Origin of the sequence: Pseudomonas indica NBRC 103045, from assembly GCF_002091635.1 — a bacterium.
Classification (GTDB): domain Bacteria; phylum Pseudomonadota; class Gammaproteobacteria; order Pseudomonadales; family Pseudomonadaceae; genus Pseudomonas_M; species Pseudomonas_M indica.
The window spans coordinates 200361-219412 of sequence record NZ_BDAC01000008.1 but is presented as its reverse complement, the minus strand read 5'-3'; the positions used below and the strand labels follow the sequence as shown (position 1 = coordinate 219412).

Here is a 19052-nt window from a genome sequence, read left to right as displayed (position 1 = left end):
TTCGCCCCTTGCACGACAGGTTATCCCCATGGCTTCAGCCAGGTCCGATGGTTCCCAGGTCGAAGACCTGGCCGCGCTGATCGTCCGTCATCGGCTGTGGGAGGATGCCCTGGCGCTGCTGACGGGCACCGCCATGGTTGCCCTGGGCATCGCTTTCTACGGCCATGCCGGGTTGCTCACCGGCGGTACCGTGGGCTTGGCGTTCCTACTCAAGTACCTGCTCGGCTGGTCGTTCGGCTGGGCGTTCTTCCTGATCAATCTGCCGTTCTATGCGCTGGCGATCTGGCGCATGGGCTGGATGTTCACCTTGCGCACCCTCTGCGCGGTCGGCCTGGTGTCGTGGCTGGCCGAGCTGACCCCGCAGTGGGTCGGTTTCTCCCGGTTGAACCCGCTCTATGCCGCGTTGTTCGGCGGTTTCGCCATGGGGCTCGGCCTGCTGATGCTGTTCCGCCACCGCGCCAGCCTGGGCGGGGTGAATATTCTCGCACTGTTCCTGCAGGAGCGCTTTGGCCTGCGAGCCGGCAAGGTGCAGATGGCGATCGATGCGGCGATCGTGCTGGCGGCGCTGTTCATCGTGCCGGCGGACAAAGTGCTGCTGTCTGTCCTCGGCGCGCTGGCGCTGAATATGGTCCTGGCGATCAACCACCGCGCCGGGCGTTATCGGGGCGTGAGTTGAGTGGCTGCGATTATTCCGGATTGCATCCGGCTACGACGGCGATCCGGCGCGACATCACACCGAATAAAAACCAGCTTCCTGGAATTCCCGGGCCTCGTTTCCTCGGCTAATCCAGCGTCATCAATTCCCCATGCACGTCCTGCCCTTCGATGAACAGGCTGCCGACGCTGATCGGCAGTTTGAAACGACGCGGGCCGGCGCTGCCGGGATTGACGTAGAGCACGCCGTCGCGTTCCAGCAGGGCGGGTTTGTGGGAATGGCCGGCGACCACCACGGCGATCTTTTCCGCGGCGGGGTCGATGTCGAGGGTCTTGAGGTCGTGCAGCACATAAATGGCGATGCGGCCGAACTTTATCACCAGGCGCTCGGGCAGGTTTTCCGCCCACTCGCCGGTATCGTTGTTGCCGCGCACCACCGACAGCGGGGCGATGCTTTCCAGTTGGGCGAGGATTTCCGAGCCGCCGATATCGCCGGCATGGATCAGATGGTCGCAGCCACGCAGGCGTTCCAGCGCTTCCGGACGCAGCAGGCCATGGGTATCGGCGATCAGGCCGATCCGCAGGCTGGGTACCTCGCTTCGTCGTTCCGCCATCCTCGTGCCCCCGGTTGCTGAGGTGGTCGCTTCGCCGGCCCCGGCTCGAACGTGCCCGACTGTTTCAAACCTACAACAAAAAGCCCGGCGCCAACCAGCGCCGGGCCTCGGATGCGGCAAGCGGGAATCAGCCGTCCAGCAGCGCCTTGTTGCGTACCGCGCCTTTGTCGGCGCTGGTGGCCAGCAGGGCATACGCTTTGAGGGCGGTGCTCACCTTGCGCGCGCGCGGTGCGGCCGGCTTCCAGCCCTTCTTGTCCTGCTCGATGCGGCGGGCGGCCAGTTCCTCGTCGCTGACCAGCAGGTTGATGCTGCGGTTCGGGATGTCGATGAGGATGCGATCACCGTCCCGGACCAGGCCGATGGCGCCGCCGGCTGCGGCTTCCGGCGAGGCGTGGCCGATGGACAGGCCGGAGGTGCCGCCGGAGAAACGGCCGTCGGTGAGCAGGGCGCACTGCTTGCCCAGGCCCTTGGACTTCAGGTAACTGGTGGGATAGAGCATTTCCTGCATGCCCGGCCCGCCTTTCGGGCCTTCGTAGCGGATGATCACCACGTCGCCCGGCTTCACTTCGTCGGCGAGGATGCCTTTCACGGCGCTATCCTGGCTTTCGAAGATTTTCGCCGAGCCTTCGAACACGAGGATCGATTCGTCCACGCCAGCGGTCTTCACCACGCAGCCGTCGAGGGCGATGTTGCCGTACAGCACGGCCAGGCCGCCCTCCTTCGAATAGGCGTGCTCGACGCTGCGGATGCAACCTTCGGCGCGGTCGTCGTCCAGGCTCGGCCAGCGGGTGCTCTGGCTGAACGCCACCTGGCTCGGGATGCCTGCCGGGCCGGCCTTGAAGAAGGTGTGCACGGCTTCGTCGTCGGTCTGGGTGATGTCCCACTGGGCGATGGCATCGGCCATGCTCGGGCTGTGCACGGTCGGTACGTCGGTGTGCAGCAGGCCGCCGCGCGCCAGTTCGCCGAGGATGCTGAAGATGCCGCCGGCGCGGTGCACGTCTTCCATGTGGTACTTCTGGATGTTCGGCGCCACTTTGCACAGCTGCGGCACTTTGCGCGACAGGCGGTCGATGTCGCGCAGGTCGAACGGCACTTCCGCCTCCTGGGCGGCGGCCAGCAGGTGCAGGATGGTGTTGGTCGAGCCGCCCATGGCGATGTCCAGGGTCATGGCGTTTTCGAACGCTTTGAAGCTGGCGACATTGCGCGGCAGGACCGACTCGTCGCCTTCGCCGTAGTAGCGTTGGCACAGTTCGACGGCCAGGCGACCGGCGCGCAGGAACAGTTGCTCGCGGTCGGCATGGGTGGCCAGGGTCGAACCGTTGCCCGGCAGGGCCAGGCCCAGGGCTTCGGTGAGGCAGTTCATCGAGTTGGCGGTGAACATGCCGGAGCAACTGCCGCAGGTGGGGCAGGCGCTGCGCTCGTATTCCTCGACCTTTTCGTCGGAGCAGCTGGCGTCGGCGGCCACCACCATGGCGTCCACCAGGTCCAGGCCGTGGTTGGCCAGCTTGGTCTTGCCGGCTTCCATCGGGCCGCCGGAGACGAATACCACCGGAATGTTCAGGCGCAGGGCGGCCATCAGCATGCCGGGGGTGATCTTGTCGCAGTTGGAGATGCAGACGATGGCGTCGGCGCAGTGGGCGTTGACCATGTACTCCACGGAGTCGGCGATGATCTCGCGGCTCGGCAGCGAATAGAGCATGCCGTCGTGGCCCATGGCGATGCCGTCGTCCACGGCAATGGTGTTGAATTCCTTGGCCACGCCACCGTGCTTCTCGATCTCGCGGGCCACCAGTTGGCCGAGGTCCTTCAGGTGCACGTGGCCGGGCACGAACTGGGTGAAGGAGTTGGCGATGGCGATGATCGGCTTCTTGAAGTCCTCGTCCTTCATCCCGGTGGCGCGCCACAGCGCACGGGCGCCGGCCATGTTGCGGCCGAAGGTGGAGGTTTTCGAGCGGTAATCGGGCATGACGGGTTCCTGCAGGCTGATCAGGTTATGTACGTATGGTGAGCGTCGCGGGAGCCGGAAGCAACGGCAGTGGCCGTGCGGTCGGACGGGGCCGGAAGGCGAGGCGGGATCACCGCACGCCGGGCCAGGGCTCACAAGCCCGCCGGGGATGAATGGCGAGGGATGGCCGGATTCTACGCCGGGGCGGCGGGTGGGGCAAAGGCTGGCGGTCGGCCGGAACAACCCGGAACGTGTGGGAGCGAATTATTCGCGATAAGGGCAGCGGGGCGCTTCGTCGATCGCGAATGAATTCGCTCCCACAAGGGCTAGCTATTGGGCAGTAGGCGCACGGTCAGGCTCTTGATGTAGCGGGTCTCGGCGATTGCCGGGTGGACCGGGTGGTCCGGGCCCTGGGCGCCGCGTTCCAGCAACTGGATGTTGCGGTCCAGGTGGCGGGCGCTGCCGAGCAGGAGGTTCTGCAGGTCGTCTTCCGGCAGGTGCATGGAGCAGGAGGCGCTGACCAGGATGCCGTCCTTGTTCAGCAGGCGCATGGCCTGTTCGTTGAGGCGACGGTAGGCGGCCTCGCCGTTCTTGAAGTCCTTCTTGCGCTTGATGAAGGCCGGCGGATCAGCGATGACCACGTCGAAGCGTTCCTCGGCGGCCTTCAACTCCTTCAGCGCTTCGAAGACGTCGCCCTCGATGCAGGCGACCTGCTCGGACAGGCCGTTCAGCGCGGCGTTGCGTTCCACGCCGTCGAGGGCGAATCCGGAGGCATCCACGCACATCACTTCGGTAGCGCCGAAGGCGGCGGCCTGCACACCCCAGCCACCGATATAGCTGAACAGGTCGAGCACCCGCTTGCCCTTCACATAGGGGGCCAGGCGTGCGCGATTCATGCGGTGGTCGTAGAACCAGCCGGTCTTCTGGCCTTGCAGCACCGGTGCTTCGAACTTCACGCCGTTCTCTTCCAGCGGTACCCATTCCGGTACGTCGCCGTGGGCGATCTTGACGTAGCGCTCCAGCCCTTCGGCGTCACGCGCGCTGGAGTCGTTCTTCCACAGCACGCCCGACGGCTTGAGTACCTGGACCAGGGCTGCGAGGACGTCGTCCTTGTGGCGCTCCATGGCGGCGGAGGCCAACTGGGCGACCAGGATGTCGCCGAAGCGGTCCACCACCAGGCCGGGGAGCAGGTCGGAATCGCCGTAGGCCAGGCGGTAGAAAGGCTTGTCGAACAGACGGTCACGCAGGGACAGGGCGACATTGAGGCGATGCACCAGCAGCGACTTGTCCAGGCTGTGCTTGGGGTCGCGGGAAATCAGGCGGGCGCAGATCAGGTTGTTCGGGCTCAGCGCGACGATACCGAGCACCTTGCCGTTGCTGGCCTCGAGCACGGCCTGGTCGCCGGCGGCGAAGGCGTTCAGCGGAGTGGCGACGACGTCCACCTCGTTGCTGTAGACCCACAGGTGGCCGGCGCGCAGACGGCGGTCGGCATTGGCTTTCAGGCGCAGGCTGAGCAGGGACATGGGGCGCTCCGGGAAAAAAGAGCGGAAGTATACCCTGTCGGCCGGGGCGGGTCGCGGGCGCGGCGCCCCGGCGAACGGTCAGGCGGCGAGGGCCTCGATCAGCTTCTGGCTGAAGACCGGGATGTCGTCCGGCTTGCGGCTGCTGATCAACTTGCCGTCCACCACCACTTCCTTATCGACCCAGGTGGCGCCGGCGTTGCGCAGATCGTCCTGCAACGAGGGCCAACTGGTCATGGTCTTGCCGTCGACCAGGTCGGCGGAGGCGAGCAGCCAGGCGCCATGGCAAATGACGGCGATCGGCTTGTCGGCGCGGGCGGCGTCCTTGACCAGCTCCACGGCCAGTTCGTCGGTGCGGATGGTGTCGGCGTTGACCACCCCGCCCGGCAGGACGATGGCATCGTAATCGTCGATCCGGGCCACTTCGAAGGTCTTGTCGACGGGGAATCTGTCGGCCGGCGTGGTGTGGTTCCAACCGGTCACCTGGCCGGCGTGGGAGGAGAGAATCTCGGTCTTCGCCCCGGCCTTTTCCAGGGCTTCCTTGGGGCCGGTCAGCTCGGCCTGTTCGAAACCGTCGGTGACCAGAAGGGCCACCCGTTTACCGCTGAGGGACGTTGCCATCGGTTACCTCCTTCGATCGGATGAAAGGGCTGGTTGCCGGTCGCCAAAGCAGGGCGACCCACTTGAATTCCGACCCGGTTCACCCGCAAAGTTCCGTTTTGGGTTCGTGGCAAAGTGCCGCGTCCCGATCCGCATCGGGTAGATGCCCGCCCCCTCGAAGGCGGTCGAAGTAGAACGAGCAGTCTTCCGCCGAGTTTCCGCACATGGCCCACGAACTTTCCGCCGAACAGATCCGCCAGGTATTGCAGGGCATCAGCGTGCCGCCGCAACCGCAGATCATGGTCGACCTGCAGATGGAGCAGGTCATGCCCAATCCCGACCTGAAGAGCATTGCCCGCCTGATCGGGCAGGACCCGGGGCTCTCCGGCGCCTTGCTGAAGATCGTCAATTCTCCGTTCTTCGGCCTGTCCAACCGCATCGCTTCGATCCAGCAGGCGGTCAATCTGCTCGGCTGCGACACGGTGATCAACCTGATCAACGCCCAGTCGATCAAGGGCGAGATGACCGACGAAACCATCGTCACCCTCAACCGCTTTTGGGACAGCGCTCAGGACGTGGCCATGGCCTGCCTCAGCCTGGCCAAGCGCATCGGCTACCAGGCGGCCGACGAGGCCTATGCCCTCGGCCTGTTCCACAACTGCGGCATCCCGCTGATGCTCAAGCGTTTCCCCGATTACATGACCGTGCTGGAGGAAGCCTACGCCCGCGCCAACGGCGAGCGGCGCGTGGTGGACACCGAGAACCAGTTGCTCAACACCAACCACGCGGTGGTCGGCTATTTCACCGCCAAGTCGTGGAACCTGCCGCTGCACCTGTGCGAGGCCATTGCCAATCACCACAATGCCCTGGCGATCTTCAGCGACGAATCCAGCCGCGATGCACAGCTCAAGACGCTGCTGGCGATCCTCAAGATGGCCGAGCACATCTGTGCAAGCTACGAAGTCCTGGGCAACCAGCCGGACGACCACGAGTGGAACAGCATCGAGCAACTGGTGCTGGAGTACGTCGGCCTGTCCGAGTACGACTTCGAGAACCTCAAGGAAAGCATCCGCGAACTGGGCGCCTGCTGAGCGACGGCTGCGTTTCGTCGTGCTAGCCTGCCGCCCTGTTCTTCACCCCGTGTCTGCCTCGTATGCCTGAATTACCCGAAGTCGAAACCACCCGCCGCGGTATCGCTCCTTATCTGGAGGGGCAGCGCGTCAGCCGTGTCGTCGTACGCGAACGGCGGCTGCGCTGGCCGATTCCGGAAGACCTGGACGTGCGCCTGTCCGGCCAGCGCATCGAGAGCGTGGAGCGGCGCGCCAAGTACTTGCTGCTCAAGGCGGAAGCGGGCACGTTGATCGGCCATCTCGGTATGTCCGGCAGTCTGCGCCTGGTGGAATGCGGCCTGCCGGCTGCCAAGCACGAGCATGTGGATATCGAGCTGGAGTCGGGAATGGCGCTGCGCTACACCGACCCGCGCCGGTTTGGAGCCCTGCTCTGGAGCCAGGACCCGCTCAACCATGAACTGTTGCGCAGCCTGGGGCCTGAACCGCTGACCGATGCCTTCGACGGCGAGCGCCTGTACCAGCTTTCGCGGGGACGCAGCATGGCGGTCAAGCCGTTCATCATGGACAACGCCGTGGTGGTCGGGGTGGGCAACATCTACGCCAGCGAGGCGCTGTTCGCCGCCGGCATCGACCCGCGCCGCGCCGCCGGCTCGATCTCGCGGGCGCGCTATGTCGCGTTGGCAGTGGAGATCAAGCGGATTCTCGCCCACGCCATCGAGCGCGGCGGTACCACGCTGCGCGACTTCGTTGGCGGCGACGGCCAGCCCGGCTACTTCCAGCAGGAGCTGTTCGTGTACGGACGGGGCGGTGAATTCTGCAAGACCTGCGGCTCGACTCTGAAGGAAATCCGCCTCGGGCAGAGGGCGAGTGTTTACTGCGGCCGCTGCCAGCGCTGAGGCTCGGCCTGCAACGCGCCCGTGATAACGACAACAACAAGAGACATGCGCTACCGAGGTTCAGATGTCCGGTAACTATCTGCCGCGCAACCGCTTCGCCGAAGCGGTTGGTCGCGCCATGTTCAGACTCATGGGCGGTTGGCGCATCGAAGGCGAGCTGCCAGCGCTCGACAAGTTCGTGGTCATCGGCGCGCACCACACGTCCAACTGGGATTTCGTCCTGTTCATCGCGGCCAAGTTCGTACTGCGCCTGAATGCGCGCTGGTTCGGCAAGCACAGCATCTTCCGCTGGCCATTCGGTGGGTTGATGCGCCGCTGGGGTGGCATTCCGATCCAGCGTCACCTGCGCCTGAACGTGGTCGAGCAGGCGGTGAAAAGCTTCGAGCAGCAGCGCGAGTTCATGCTGGTGCTGTCGCCGGAGGGCACACGGCGGCGGGTCGAGCGCTGGAAGATGGGCTTCTACCATATCGCCCGGGGTGCTGGCGTGCCGATCGTTCCGGGGGCGCTGGATTATCGCAACCGGCGCCTCGTCATCGGCGCGCCCTTCTGGCCGACCGGCGACGAGCAGGCCGATCTGCGAGCTTTGCTGGCCTTCTTTCAGCCATACGAGCCAAAAAAACCTGAAAATGCGTTCCACGGCGATTGATGCCCGTCACGCTGACAACTGGCAAAGCGCTGTTATAGTTAGCCGCATCGACCCGAACACATGAAGGATCGCTTCCCATGAACCTGTTTCGTACCACCGCTGCTGTCCTGGCGCTGACCACCGGCCTGCTGACCTTGCCCGCCCAAGCGAACGAGGTGGTGCAGCAGGAAAACACCAGCGGCGACCCAACCTACACCGTCGAAGCGCCCAAGGGCTACGCGATGATGGGCGACCTGTTGATCGCCCGTCCGCTGCTGATCGGCGCTACCGTTATCGGTGCCGCCGCCTTCCTCGTCAGCCTGCCGTTCACCGCCCTGGGCGGTAACGTCGGCGAAGCCGGCAAATCGCTGGTGGTCGAGCCGGGCAAGGAAGCGTTCGTGCGCTGCCTGGGCTGCACCATGAGCGGCTACAAGCAGAACTGATCGGCTGAATGCCTGATCCGGGCCGCAGCCTCCAACCGGGGCTGCGGCTTTTTCTCGGCTGCTGTCTCGGCGCGCTGCTGGCGTTCTCCTTCTGGCTCAGTGCCGGTTGGCTCCAGCTCAGTGCCGGGTTGGCGCTTTTCCTGTTCGGTATGCAATGCCTGGAAGAGGCGTTGCGCGACCTGGCCGGCGGCAAGCTCGAAAGCCTTCTCGCCCGCAGCACGGCGACGCCATTCAAGAGCCTGATGTTCGGCGTCAGCGCCACCATGCTGACCCAGTCCAGTTCGCTGGTTTCCCTGCTCACCATCGCCTTCATCAGCAGCGGCCTGATCAAGCTAGCTGCCGGCATCGCCATCATCTTCGGCGCCAACCTGGGCACGACCAGCGGTATCTGGCTGTTGGCACTGGCCGGACAAAACCTCAGCCTGGGGCCGCTGGCCCTGCCGTTGTTGGTATTCGGCGTGCTGGCCGGGTTCAACGGCGAGCGCAGCCGGGCCGTGGGCCGCCTGCTGCTGGGCATCGCCTTCCTGTTCCTCGGCATCGACCAGATGAAAACCGGCTTCGCCGCGGTCGGGGGCGGCTTCGATCCGCTGCACTATGCGCTACCTGGATTCCTCGGCCAGTTGACCTTCGTCGGCATCGGCGTGCTGGTGACGGTGGTGCTGCAGTCCAGCCATGCGAGCCTGATGCTGACCCTGGCCGCGCTGAGCAGTGGGCAACTGATGCTGGACCAAGGGCTGGCGATCGCCATCGGCTCCAATGTCGGCAGCACGGTGACTGCGGTGATCGGCTCGCTGCGCGGCGGACGCGCCGGTCAGCGGCTGGCCCTGGCGCATGTGTTGTTCAATCTGGTCACCGCACTGATCGCGCTCGCCCTGCTGGTTCCATTGGGCGCCTTGGTGCATTGGCTCGGCCGGCAGGTTGGGCTGGGCGATAACGCGCTGATCCAGTTGGCGCTGTTCCATACCCTGTTCAATTCCATCGGCGTCCTCCTGTTCTGGCCCTGGCAAACCCGCCTGGCCGGCCTGCTGGAGCGCCTGTTGCCGGAGCCGGTGGAACCCCATGTGCTGATCACCGAGCTGACGCATCCGGATACCGAGCCGGCAGTCACCCACAGCCGTTATCTGGACGATGCGGCCCTGGCCTCGGCGGATGCCGCCGCCCACGCGGTGGTGCTCGAGTTGCAGCACCTCGGCCGTTTGAGCCTGGAAGTGATCTGCCATGCGCTCTACCTGCCGGTCGATCAGTTGAGCGGGCCGCTCGACGAGGCTCGTATGCGCGGTCAACCCGGCCCCCACGAACTGGATGCCGAACAGCTCTATCAGCGCCATATCAAGGGCGTCTACGCCGACCTGCTGAGCTTCATGAGCCGGCTCGAAGCCGATCTGGATACGCCGCACCAGGAATTCTGGGTGCATTGCCAACTGGTGGCGCTGCAACTGGTGGATGCGGTCAAGGATGCCAAGCACCTGCAAAAAAACCTCGGCCGCTTCCTGCACCAGGGCGATTCGGCGGTGCGGGACGATTACGTAGAGTTGCGCCGCCACCTGCTGGGCGTGCTGCGCCAGGTACGTGAACTGGGACGCCTGGAACTGCCCGAGGAAGCCTGGGCTGAGCGCCTGCGGGAACTGGATGAGAAAGCCGCCCAGTTCGACGCGACTTTTCGCCACCGGTTATTCGCCGATGTGCGTGACAAGCGCCTCGACGGTCTGCTGGCCAGTTCGCTGATGAACGACCTGGGCTATGCCAGCCGCATCACCCAGAGTCTGCGCAACGTGCTGCTGCTCGGGCTGGGCGAGGGCAACGAGATGTTCCGGGCGGTGCGCCAGTTGGCGCCAGATGACGATCGGCCGCTGATCCGCCTGGACTGATGCCAGCCGGCAGCGGTCGCGCAAGATGCAAGCGGGCCGGTGCGGATCAGACCTTGCCGGTGATGATCAGGTACTTCTGCATCAGCTCGTCCTTGCTTTCCACATGATCAGGGTCGAGCGGGATGCAATCCACCGGGCAGACCTGCTGGCATTGCGGCTCGTCATAGTGGCCGACGCACTCGGTGCACAGGTTCGGGTCGATCACGTAGATCTCCTCGCCTTGGGAAATCGCACCATTCGGGCATTCAGGCTCGCAGACGTCGCAGTTGATGCAGTCGTCGGTGATTTTCAGGGACATGAAACAAACTCCTGCCGGGGTCGGCGGGTACGGCACGGTTGGGACGCGGCGAATTGTGCCGCATCGGCGCCCGTCGTGCACGCCGGGGCGCCGAACTGCATTCAGCGCTTGAAGCGCTCCGTCAGCGCATCGGCCACGGCGGGATGGACGAAGTTGCTGATGTCTCCGCCCAGCGCGGCGATTTCGCGCACCAGGGTGGAGGAGATGAAGGAATACTTCTCCGACGGGGTCAGGAACAGACTTTCCACTTCCGGGGCCAGTTGGCGGTTCATGTTGGCCAACTGGAATTCGTACTCGAAGTCGGACACCGCGCGCAGGCCACGCAGCAGCACATTGGCCTTCTGCTCACGGGCGAACTGCGCCAACAGGGTGGCGAAGCCCATGACCTCGACGTTGGGCAGGTGCTTGGTCACTTCGCGCGCCAGCTCCACACGCTGTTCCAGGGAGAACAGCGGATTCTTCTTCGGGCTGGCGGCGACCGCGATGATCACGTGGTCGAACAGGCGCGAGGCACGTTCGACCAGGTCGCCATGTCCCTTGGTGATGGGGTCGAAAGTGCCCGGGTACAACACTCGATTCATCGCGACGTCCTGGCGGGGTCCGTTGGGGACTCGGATGGTAGCGGCTCAGGACGCCGGGCTTCAAGTTCGGCGGGCGATCGTTCCTGGGCCACCGTCCGGTTTCAGGCTTTGCCCAGGCGCTCGGCCAGCAGGCTCGACAATTGCGCAGTCAGACCGTAAATGGACAACTGCGGGTTGGCGCCGATGCTGGTGGGGAACAGCGAGCCGTCATGGATCGACAGGTTTTCCAGCTGGTGATGGCGCCCCAGGCTGTCGGCGACCGCCTTCTTCGGGTCTTCGCCCATGGCACAGCCGCCCATCACATGGGCGCTGCCCAGGCGGGTGCGGTACAGCTCCAGGCTGAGGCCGTCGATCAGTTCGCGGGCGGCCTGTGGTGTTTTCACGTAGTCGGCGTCGGCATGCAGCGGCAACACGGCCTTGGCGCCTGCGGCGAACTGGATCTCGGCCATGCTGTGAAAGGCACGGCGCACGCCGTCCCAGGTGTAGTCGGTCATCCGGTAGTCGAGCACCGGGCTGCCATCGCCCCGTAGCTCAACCGTGCCCTCCGCGCTCTCCGGATGGAAACCGTCGCGCAGCAGGGCGAGCATCACGTTGGTGTGCGGCAACTGTTCCATGCGCAACGCATTGTCAGTGCCGAAGCGGCCGAGCAGGGTGGCGGTGAGGGCCGGTTGCAACGGCGGCACCTCCAGCTTGTAGCTCATCGCGCCGGTGGTGCCGTCCAGCCACTGGAAATGGTCCGAATAGATCGATTGCGGTGCGCCGTAGAAGGGATTGATCACCTGGTCGAACTGCGCGGCGGAGAAATTCACCAGATGAAGGAAGGTACGCTTGCCAGTGCGCTCATGTGGGTCCGGCGCGCCGGAGCGCAGCAGCAGCGCCGGTGTGTTGATGCCGCCACCAGCGAGCACGTAGTGCCGGGCGCGGACCAGCACCTTGCGACCGTTCGGTGCCACGCAGCGTGGGTCCATGCCCAGGCATTCGATGCCAGTCACCCGGTCGCCCTCCAGCAGCAGGCGTTCGGCCCGCGCCAGGTAAAGCAGCTCACCGCCCTTGTCCAGCGTCGCCGGAATGGTGGTGACCAGCATGGATTGCTTGGCGTTGGTCGGGCAGCCCATGCCGCAGTAGCCGAGGTTCCAGCAGCCGCGTACGTTACGTGGGATGACTTTCCAGTGGTAACCGAGCTGCTCGCAACCGGCGCGCAGCACGTCGTTGTTGGCATTCGGCGGGATCGCCCAGGGCGTGACGCCCAGGCGCTGTTCCATGCGTTCGAACCACGGCGCCATGTCCGCAGGGCTGTGGCCTTTCACGTCGTGCTCCCTGGCCCAGTGCTCCAGGGTCGGCTCCGGGGTGCGGAAGCTAGAAGTCCAGTTGACCAGCGTGGTACCGCCGACGGCGCGGCCTTGGAGGATGGTGATGGCGCCGTCCTTGCTCATCCGGCCGATGCCTTCCTGGTACAGCGAGCCGTAGGCTTCGGCTTCCTGCATCTTGAAGTCGCCGCTGGTCTTCAGCGGCCCCTCCTCGATCAGCAGGACCTTGAACCCGGCGGCGCTGAGGATTTCCGCCGTGGTGCCGCCGCCCGCGCCGCTGCCGACGATGGCGACATCGGCTTCGAGGGTCAGGTCCTGCTCCAGGCGGGAGCCGTCATGAGTTTTCCAGCCGCGGGCGAGGCCTTCGGCGAACAGATCGGGTACGGGCATCTCAGGCGTATCTCTTCTTGTAATAGTCGTGCGGAACGCGAAGCGTCAGACCGTCGGCGGGCCGGGATAGCCGCAGTGCGCCCAGGATTCAGGGCGGCTGTACCAGGCCATCATGACCAGTTGCAGCAGCGAGGCATGCCCCATCTTCAGAAGCCCGATGACGCTGTTCTGCCAACGGTCGAGGAAATTGCGCACATCCTGCGCGGAGGCGTTTTCCCAGCGGCCCCAGACGCCGGTCAGCGGGCCGCGTGTGATCGGCAGGGCGAGCACATCGAACAACTGCACGGTGAGCTTGAGCATCTCGGGGGAGAGCCGGTCGAGGCTGTAGTCCAGGCTCTGCAAGGTGCCATCGATGGCCTGGGGCATGCGTTCCGCCGGCACCGCGCCTTCCAGCATCACTGGAATGAGGGCGCGGAGAAACGGCAGGTCGGATTCGCGGAGGATGGCGTAACCGCTGGCCGGCGTGCTCGCCGAGCAGCCGCTGAGCGTGGCGGTGAGCCCGGCGGTGGCCAGGAAGGCCGAGCCGAACAGGCCGACCTTAAGCAAGCGACGGCGTGAGAGGCCGTCGGTATCGAGGGTGGTGTCTGTCATTGTTGTATTCACCGGTACTGCGAAAGAGGGACTGCCGTTAGCGCACGAACAGTTTGTAGACGAGCTTCTGGATCGCCTTGCCGTAGGGCGGGTAGATCATCTTCGCTGCGTTGAGCCGCTGTTTGACGAACACGCCCTTGGCCTTGCTGAAGGTCAGGAACCCTTCGTAGCCGTGGTAATGGCCCATGCCGGAATGGCCTATGCCACCGAACGGCAGGTCGTCCTGGGCGACGTGCAGCAGGCAATCGTTCAGGCAGACGCCGCCAGAGTGTGTCTCGTGCAACACGCGCTGCTGCTCGGCCCTGTCATAGCCAAAGTAATAGAGGGCCAACGGCCGCGGCCGCTGGTTGATATAGGCGAAGGCCTGGTCGAGGCGGTCATAGGGCACGATCGGCAGCAGGGGCCCGAAGATTTCGTCCTGCATCACCTTCATTTCATCCGTCACGTTCAGCAGCAGCGTGTGCGGCAGGCGCCGGCCCTGGGCCCCCGGGAACAGTGGCACCAGCTCGGCGCCTTTACTCACGGCATCCGCCAGGTAGCCATTGAGGCGGCTGAGCTGGCGCTCGTTGATGATGGCCGTGTAGTCCGGGTTGTCCTCAAGTCGGGGGAAGAAGCCCTGAACTGCTTCCCGGTAGGCCTGGACGAAGGCTTCGATCCGATCCCGCGGCACCAGCACGTAATCCGGCGCCACGCAGGTCTGGCCGGCATTGAGGGTTTTGCCGAAGGCGATGCGCTCCGCCGCGTGGGCCAGGGGCACGTCGTCGGAAACGATGGCCGGCGACTTGCCGCCGAGCTCCAGGGTCACCGGGGTAAGGTTTTCCGCGGCTGCGCGCATCACATGCTTGCCGATGCTGGTGGCGCCGGTGAACAGCAGGTGATCGAACGGCAGCTTGGAAAAGGCCATGCCCACTTCCGCCTCGCCGAGGACCACGGCGACCAGATCGTCCGGGAAGACCCGAGCGAGCAGGTCCTTGACCAGTTGCGAGGTGACGGGCGTGGACTCGCTCATCTTGATCATCACCCGGTTGCCGGCGGCGAGGGCCGCCACCAGCGGGCCGATGGCCAGGTACAGCGGGTAATTCCACGGCACGATCACTCCCACGACCCCGAGCGGCTGGTACACCACCTTGGCCGAAGCCGGTTGGAAAGCCAGGCCGACCGAGCGGCGCGAGGGCTTCATCCACTTCTTCACGCGTTTGGTCGCGTAATGGATGTTGTGCAGGCTGGGCATGATCTCCGCCAACAGAGTCTCGTCGGCGGAGCGATTGCCGAAGTCCTCGGAAATCGCCCGGATCAGCGCATCCTGCTCGTTGAACAGCAGATCACGCAGTGCCTTCAGCCACTGGATGCGCTGTTCCGCGGATGGCATGGGAGCGGCGCGGAAGGCTTCGCGTTGGCGGGCGAACAATTCGTCCAGCCGGGCGATCTGCTGCTGGTTCTGTTGCAGGGTCTTGAATTGCGCGATGTCGGCGACCATGGCGGAGCTCCTCGACGATCCGGCACTGGAAGCCGCGGCTGGCGGCGTTCCGGGAAAAGGTGACAGTGTTTTAGAGTAATTGCTCTAGACTGTCAAATAGCATGCGTCCATCCGTCACCCAGCGCAGCCCAACGAAAAGCTAGCCAGGCATCATCGGTTGCGGCGTGGGGTAACACAGGCGTGTTTCCCGGCGGCGAGCGGTGTACCTTTGGCGACGTCGCAAGGCCGAACCATCATCAGGCAGCAGATAAAGAGACCCATGGCGCCAAGACCCAAGACCCGCGAACGCATCGTCCAGGCCAGCCTGGAGCTGTTCAATGCCCAGGGCGAGCGCAGCGTGACCACCAACCACATCGCCGCGCACCTGGAGATCTCGCCGGGCAACCTCTACTACCACTTCCGCAACAAGCAGGCGATCATCGCCGAGCTGTTCGCCCAGTACGAAACCCAGGTCGACCGCTTCCTGCGTCTGCCCAAAGGACGCGCCCTGACGGTGGACGACAAGACCTTCTATCTGGAAGCGCTGCTCGCCGCGATGTGGCACTACCGCTTTCTCCACCGCGATCTGGAGCATCTGCTCGAATCCGACGACGAACTGGCCGAGCGCTACCGCTTGTTCGCCCAGCGCTGCCTGACCAATGCCCAGGCGATCTACCAGGGCTTCGTCGACGCCGGTATCCTGCTGATGACCCCCGCGCAGATCGAAGCCCTGACCCTGAACGGCTGGATCATCATGACTTCCTGGGTACGCTTCCTCTGCACCACCCGCGGCCCGTCGGCCGACCTCAGCGAGGAGATGCTGCGGCGTGGCATCTATCAGGTACTGGCACTGGAGAGCGGCTACATCGCACCGCAGGCACGGGCAGCCGTGGATGCCGTGTTCCAACGCCTGTACGTGCCACTGGGAGAGGTGACCGGAACCAGCCTGCAGGCGGAAGCCGCCGAGGCTTGATCGGGGAGCTGGCGCCTCAGCGTAAAAGTCCGAACGACCACACGCTTCCGAATCTCTCGAGCCGGTTTACAGTTCCGAACCAAACGCTATAATGGCCGCCCTCCAGTGCCGGTATAGCTCAGCTGGTAGAGCAACTGACTTGTAATCAGTAGGTCCCGGGTTCGACTCCTGGTGCCGGCACCATCAAATTGAAAAGGCTTACGAGAAATCGTAAGCCTTTTTTGTTTTTCGAAATCCGCTTTGGGTTGGCTGCCGCCACGCCTTTCTAGGTTGAGCAGCGTTCCTTGTCGATCAACCGGAGGGCGCTTGGCGTAGCGGTTGCCGAACTGACTGGCGCCGAAATCAATTCAGCGGAACCGTATTCCGTATTTCGAGTTCCTTTTTCGCGCTGTTCAGGCGATCCGGCAGTGTAGGTGTTCCAGCGGGTACATCCTGTTCGGCATAGCGCAACTGCCTGTCACGGATGAAGTTGTACTTGCCTTCGGTCAGTTGGTCCGCGTGCTCGAAGTCATTGATGATGGTCGGCTTGATGAAAACCATCAGGTTCTTTTTGCTGACTTCCTTTCTATCGCTGCGAAACAGCTTGCCGATGATCGGGATTTTCGAGAGGAAAGGAACCCGATCACCGGAGTCACGCACTTCATCGGAAATCAGCCCTCCGAGAACCAGGGTCATGTTGTCCTTGATGAGTACCCGCGTTTCGATCGAGCGCTTGTTGGTCACGATATCGGCGGCACTGGTGTCACTGGTGACGCTGGATATCTCTTGGTAGACGTTGAGCGTGACCGAGTCGCCCTCGTTGATCTGGGGCTTTATCTTGAGCGTGATACCGACGTCCTGCCGCTCGATGGTTTGGAATGGATTGGTGGAAGGATTGGATGCGCTGGTCGAACTGCCGGTGACGAAGGGAACGTTCTGGCCGACGACGATCTTTCCTTCTTCGTTGTCCAGAGTAACCAAGTTGGGGGTGGACAGGATGTTCATCGAGTCGTCGGTGGACAGCATCCGGATCAGCGCGCGCAGTGATCCATTGTTGTAGAAGCCCATGCTCAAGCCCGCATCCAGGGCCATATCCTTGCCAGGAAAACTATCAATGGCGTTGCCCTTCAAAGATGATTTGAAGCCGCCGAACAACCCGTCTCCACCTACCGCTCCATCGGATGTTTTCCACTGAACACCGAGCTCGTTCACCTTGTTGGTGGAAACTTCGACAATGACGGCCTCTACCAGTACTTGTGCGCGCCTGATATCGAGACGCTCCACTACCCCTTCGATTGTGGTCATGATGGCCGGCGGGGCGCTGATGACCAGGGCATTGGTGGTGTCGCTGGCCTGGATGGATATCTCGGCGCTGCTCACGCCGACGTCCTTGTCTTGCTTCTGGATACTGGATGCGACGTTTTGCAGGACCTGGGCAACTTCCGATGCCTTCAGATAATGCAAATACAGGACGCGTGTATCGCGAATCAGGTTGCCGGGCTTGTCCAGGCTGGTGAGAACGTCGCGCAGTTGCTGGCGTTTGCTGGGGTCTCCCGAAATCAGGACGCTGTTGGTTCGCTCATCGACGGAGATGCTGACCTTGGTCGCGCCTTCCTGTCCCCCGCCTTGTGGGGTGAGGTTGCCGAGCATGCCGGAAAGCTCTTTCGCGTTAGCGAACTTGAGCGGAATCACGTCGATTTCGAATTGTCCGGCCTTGTCGATTTCCGCGACCAGCTTGAGCAGCTGATTGATGTTCGAAGCTCGGTCGGAAATGATCAGGGCGTTGCTGTCCGGATAGGCAGCCAGATGGCCGACCTGTGGGACCATGGGGCGCAGGATGTTCACCAGCTGTGTCGCCGGGACATGCTCCGAGCGGATCACCCGGACCACCTGTTGATCGTCGTTGAGGCGGTCGTCATCCACCAGCGGCACGCCGCTCTGCTTGGCATTGGCGTCGGGAATGACCTTCACCGCGCTATCGGCCTCGATAGCTGAAAAGCCATGTACCTGCAGCACGGAAAGGAAAACGCGATAGGCCTCTTCGGGCGTCATCGCCTCGTTGGAGATCACCGTGACCTTGCCGGTCACTCGCGGGTCGATGATGAAGTTCTTGCCGGTGGCCTTGGCTATCCACTCGATGAAGGAGCGGATATTGGTGTCCTGCATGTTGATCTTTACGTGGCTATCCACCTGTCCGTCCTGCTGCTCAGGTACGGCGCCCGTCGGCTGGTCTTCCTCGGCTGACGCAATGGGAGAGACCAGGCACAGGCTCAACAACAGATACGGCAAGATTCGGTTGGACACTTCGATCACTCAACTACTTGTTTTGCGCAAGTTTGCGCTGGATGAATTGCTGATAAGCGGTCGACGCAGGTTGTGTGGGAACAGGCGGCTCCAGAGGCTGGCTGGCATACGGATCGCTTTGCTCAGGCACTTCGGCCAGCGGAAGAGAAGGGGCGGTTGAGGAAAGGCCTTCGATCTCCCCGAATCCCTTGAGGCTGATCTGTTCAAGCTTGCCGTTCCGCTTCAGGGTGATGCGGTTGCTGTCGATCCGATGGACCAGAATGCCAGGCCGCGCCTCGTCGCCAGGATTGAGGATGAGTTCTTTGTCCCCATCCTTCAGGATCACGGTGCTTTTCCCGGGTTTCGTCTTGTGAAAAATCGCCGATACCGAAAGATTCAAATTACTTTCGGGAAGCGGTTGATTGGTGTCGCTGATGTCTCCGGGCTGTAACTCGGTAGAGCCAAAGAGTTGAAGGATTGCCTTGTTCATTTCCGCAATATGCGGTTCTGCCTTGCTGGGGGCGGACGGCGGCGTTCTATCGGCGAAGGGTTGCTGAAGTTGGCGGTAAAAACCCATAGCTTGCCAGCCGAGGCTTCCGAGCATCGCCATGATCACCACAGAAAAGATGGCCAAGCGGCTGAAGCGGGCAGTCGCGAGAGTAGTGAGTGTGAAAGGAGTCGAGGCCATAGACGCTTCCCTGTGATGGCGTGGCAATACTATCGGCGCGGGTTTCCGCTGCAAAGACAGAGGCTGATAGGCGGAACTTCACAAAGGTTTTCTTTGAATCGCATCACATTTCCTGTCTATTCGCCGATGTAGCGGAATTTTTCCACCTTGAAATGAAATATTACGATCTATAGCATTGTGCCACCGAAAAGGCTGGTTCTATCAATGAACTGGTCTTGGATTTACAAAATAAATGGAACTTTTCATCCGCCATGCCGCACGGATGCAGCTT

18 protein-coding genes and 1 tRNA gene are annotated in these 19052 nt (G+C 63.3%); 8 read left to right on the top strand and 11 right to left on the bottom strand.

What is annotated here, in order from left to right; translation table 11 throughout:
• Nucleotides 1-28 precede the first annotated feature (28 nt).
• Nucleotides 29-676, top strand: coding sequence for a YitT family protein (locus PIN01S_RS12060; RefSeq protein WP_084335916.1), 648 nt, complete (start codon nucleotides 29-31; stop codon nucleotides 674-676).
• Between the two features lie 106 nt (nucleotides 677-782).
• Here PIN01S_RS12060 and PIN01S_RS12055 read toward each other — a convergent pair whose 3' ends face one another.
• The 4 genes from PIN01S_RS12055 to PIN01S_RS12040 form a co-directional block, all read right to left on the bottom strand.
• Nucleotides 783-1268, bottom strand: coding sequence for a metallophosphoesterase family protein (locus PIN01S_RS12055; protein WP_084335915.1), 486 nt, complete (start codon nucleotides 1266-1268; stop codon nucleotides 783-785).
• Nucleotides 1269-1395: 127 nt separating this feature from the next.
• Complete coding sequence (gene ilvD, locus PIN01S_RS12050) at nucleotides 1396-3234, bottom strand: dihydroxy-acid dehydratase (protein WP_084335914.1); 1839 nt, start codon at nucleotides 3232-3234, stop codon at nucleotides 1396-1398.
• 305 nt (nucleotides 3235-3539) lie between these two features.
• The gene (locus tag PIN01S_RS12045) at nucleotides 3540-4736 is read right to left on the bottom strand and encodes a class I SAM-dependent rRNA methyltransferase (RefSeq protein WP_084335913.1); all 1197 of its coding nucleotides are present in this window, start codon (nucleotides 4734-4736) and stop codon (nucleotides 3540-3542) included.
• Nucleotides 4737-4814: 78 nt separating this feature from the next.
• The gene (locus tag PIN01S_RS12040; RefSeq protein WP_084335912.1) at nucleotides 4815-5354 is read right to left on the bottom strand and encodes a type 1 glutamine amidotransferase domain-containing protein; all 540 of its coding nucleotides are present in this window, start codon (nucleotides 5352-5354) and stop codon (nucleotides 4815-4817) included.
• 257 nt (nucleotides 5355-5611) lie between these two features.
• On the opposite strand from PIN01S_RS12040, the gene PIN01S_RS12035 reads away from it, so the two are divergent.
• The 5 genes from PIN01S_RS12035 (at nucleotide 5612) to PIN01S_RS12015 (ending at nucleotide 10235) form a co-directional block, all read left to right on the top strand.
• Nucleotides 5612-6424, top strand: coding sequence for an HDOD domain-containing protein (locus PIN01S_RS12035; RefSeq protein WP_168190896.1), 813 nt, complete (start codon nucleotides 5612-5614; stop codon nucleotides 6422-6424).
• Nucleotides 6425-6486: 62 nt separating this feature from the next.
• Nucleotides 6487-7299 carry a bifunctional DNA-formamidopyrimidine glycosylase/DNA-(apurinic or apyrimidinic site) lyase gene (gene mutM, locus PIN01S_RS12030; protein WP_084335910.1) on the top strand — a complete coding sequence of 271 codons (813 nt, stop codon included), beginning with the start codon at nucleotides 6487-6489 and terminating at the stop codon, nucleotides 7297-7299.
• Nucleotides 7300-7363: 64 nt separating this feature from the next.
• Nucleotides 7364-7945 carry a lysophospholipid acyltransferase family protein gene (locus PIN01S_RS12025; protein WP_084335909.1) on the top strand — a complete coding sequence of 194 codons (582 nt, stop codon included), beginning with the start codon at nucleotides 7364-7366 and terminating at the stop codon, nucleotides 7943-7945.
• Nucleotides 7946-8022: 77 nt separating this feature from the next.
• A complete protein-coding gene (locus tag PIN01S_RS12020; protein WP_084335908.1) occupies nucleotides 8023-8367 on the top strand; it encodes a multidrug transporter in 345 nt (114 codons plus the stop codon).
• Between the two features lie 8 nt (nucleotides 8368-8375).
• The gene (locus tag PIN01S_RS12015) at nucleotides 8376-10235 is read left to right on the top strand and encodes a Na/Pi cotransporter family protein (protein WP_084335907.1); all 1860 of its coding nucleotides are present in this window, start codon (nucleotides 8376-8378) and stop codon (nucleotides 10233-10235) included.
• 46 nt (nucleotides 10236-10281) lie between these two features.
• Here PIN01S_RS12015 and PIN01S_RS12010 read toward each other — a convergent pair whose 3' ends face one another.
• From PIN01S_RS12010 to PIN01S_RS11990, 5 genes are all read right to left on the bottom strand, one after another.
• Entirely contained in the window at nucleotides 10282-10533 is a 252-nt protein-coding gene (locus tag PIN01S_RS12010; protein ID WP_084335906.1) for a YfhL family 4Fe-4S dicluster ferredoxin, read from the bottom strand.
• A gap of 101 nt (nucleotides 10534-10634) precedes the next feature.
• Nucleotides 10635-11114, bottom strand: a complete 480-nt coding sequence (coaD, locus tag PIN01S_RS12005) for a pantetheine-phosphate adenylyltransferase (RefSeq protein WP_084335905.1) — start codon at nucleotides 11112-11114, stop codon at nucleotides 10635-10637.
• Between the two features lie 101 nt (nucleotides 11115-11215).
• A complete protein-coding gene (locus PIN01S_RS12000; RefSeq protein WP_084335904.1) occupies nucleotides 11216-12811 on the bottom strand; it encodes a GMC family oxidoreductase in 1596 nt (531 codons plus the stop codon).
• A 45-nt stretch (nucleotides 12812-12856) separates the two neighbouring features.
• Nucleotides 12857-13402 (bottom strand): twin-arginine translocation pathway signal protein, encoded by a 546-nt coding sequence (locus tag PIN01S_RS11995; protein ID WP_084335903.1) that lies wholly within the window; start codon nucleotides 13400-13402, stop codon nucleotides 12857-12859.
• Between the two features lie 37 nt (nucleotides 13403-13439).
• On the bottom strand, nucleotides 13440-14879 hold the full coding sequence (locus tag PIN01S_RS11990) for a coniferyl aldehyde dehydrogenase (RefSeq protein ID WP_084335902.1): 1440 nt from the start codon (nucleotides 14877-14879) through the stop codon (nucleotides 13440-13442).
• A gap of 259 nt (nucleotides 14880-15138) precedes the next feature.
• Here PIN01S_RS11990 and PIN01S_RS11985 point away from each other — a divergent pair, with 259 nt between their 5' ends.
• Nucleotides 15139-15831, top strand: a complete 693-nt coding sequence (locus tag PIN01S_RS11985) for a TetR/AcrR family transcriptional regulator (protein WP_084335901.1) — start codon at nucleotides 15139-15141, stop codon at nucleotides 15829-15831.
• Between the two features lie 107 nt (nucleotides 15832-15938).
• Nucleotides 15939-16014 (top strand) — tRNA-Thr (locus PIN01S_RS11980).
• Between the two features lie 159 nt (nucleotides 16015-16173).
• On the opposite strand, the gene gspD is transcribed toward PIN01S_RS11980, so the two are convergent.
• Nucleotides 16174-18123 carry a type II secretion system secretin GspD gene (gene gspD, locus PIN01S_RS11975; RefSeq protein ID WP_084335900.1) on the bottom strand — a complete coding sequence of 650 codons (1950 nt, stop codon included), beginning with the start codon at nucleotides 18121-18123 and terminating at the stop codon, nucleotides 16174-16176.
• Between the two features lie 4 nt (nucleotides 18124-18127).
• Nucleotides 18128-18781 (bottom strand): type II secretion system protein N, encoded by a 654-nt coding sequence (locus tag PIN01S_RS11970; protein ID WP_084335899.1) that lies wholly within the window; start codon nucleotides 18779-18781, stop codon nucleotides 18128-18130.
• Nucleotides 18782-19052: the final 271 nt, after the last annotated feature.

Bases quoted from the DNA above. Each gene is read 5' to 3' on its own strand.
- PIN01S_RS12040 (WP_084335912.1), bottom strand. From the start codon at position 5,354: ATGGCAACGTCCCTCAGCGGTAAACGGGTGGCCCTTCTGGTCACCGAC.
- PIN01S_RS12045 (WP_084335913.1), bottom strand. From the start codon at position 4,736: ATGTCCCTGCTCAGCCTGCGCCTGAAAGCCAATGCCGACCGCCGTCTG.
- PIN01S_RS11970 (WP_084335899.1), bottom strand. From the start codon at position 18,781: ATGGCCTCGACTCCTTTCACACTCACTACTCTCGCGACTGCCCGCTTC.
- coaD (WP_084335905.1), bottom strand. From the start codon at position 11,114: ATGAATCGAGTGTTGTACCCGGGCACTTTCGACCCCATCACCAAGGGA.
- PIN01S_RS11985 (WP_084335901.1), top strand. From the start codon at position 15,139: ATGGCGCCAAGACCCAAGACCCGCGAACGCATCGTCCAGGCCAGCCTG.
- PIN01S_RS12055 (WP_084335915.1), bottom strand. From the start codon at position 1,268: ATGGCGGAACGACGAAGCGAGGTACCCAGCCTGCGGATCGGCCTGATC.
- PIN01S_RS12025 (WP_084335909.1), top strand. From the start codon at position 7,364: ATGTCCGGTAACTATCTGCCGCGCAACCGCTTCGCCGAAGCGGTTGGT.
- PIN01S_RS12060 (WP_084335916.1), top strand. From the start codon at position 29: ATGGCTTCAGCCAGGTCCGATGGTTCCCAGGTCGAAGACCTGGCCGCG.
- PIN01S_RS12010 (WP_084335906.1), bottom strand. From the start codon at position 10,533: ATGTCCCTGAAAATCACCGACGACTGCATCAACTGCGACGTCTGCGAG.
- mutM (WP_084335910.1), top strand. From the start codon at position 6,487: ATGCCTGAATTACCCGAAGTCGAAACCACCCGCCGCGGTATCGCTCCT.
- PIN01S_RS12000 (WP_084335904.1), bottom strand. From the start codon at position 12,811: ATGCCCGTACCCGATCTGTTCGCCGAAGGCCTCGCCCGCGGCTGGAAA.
- PIN01S_RS12015 (WP_084335907.1), top strand. From the start codon at position 8,376: ATGCCTGATCCGGGCCGCAGCCTCCAACCGGGGCTGCGGCTTTTTCTC.
- PIN01S_RS12020 (WP_084335908.1), top strand. From the start codon at position 8,023: ATGAACCTGTTTCGTACCACCGCTGCTGTCCTGGCGCTGACCACCGGC.
- ilvD (WP_084335914.1), bottom strand. From the start codon at position 3,234: ATGCCCGATTACCGCTCGAAAACCTCCACCTTCGGCCGCAACATGGCC.
- PIN01S_RS11990 (WP_084335902.1), bottom strand. From the start codon at position 14,879: ATGGTCGCCGACATCGCGCAATTCAAGACCCTGCAACAGAACCAGCAG.
- PIN01S_RS11995 (WP_084335903.1), bottom strand. From the start codon at position 13,402: ATGACAGACACCACCCTCGATACCGACGGCCTCTCACGCCGTCGCTTG.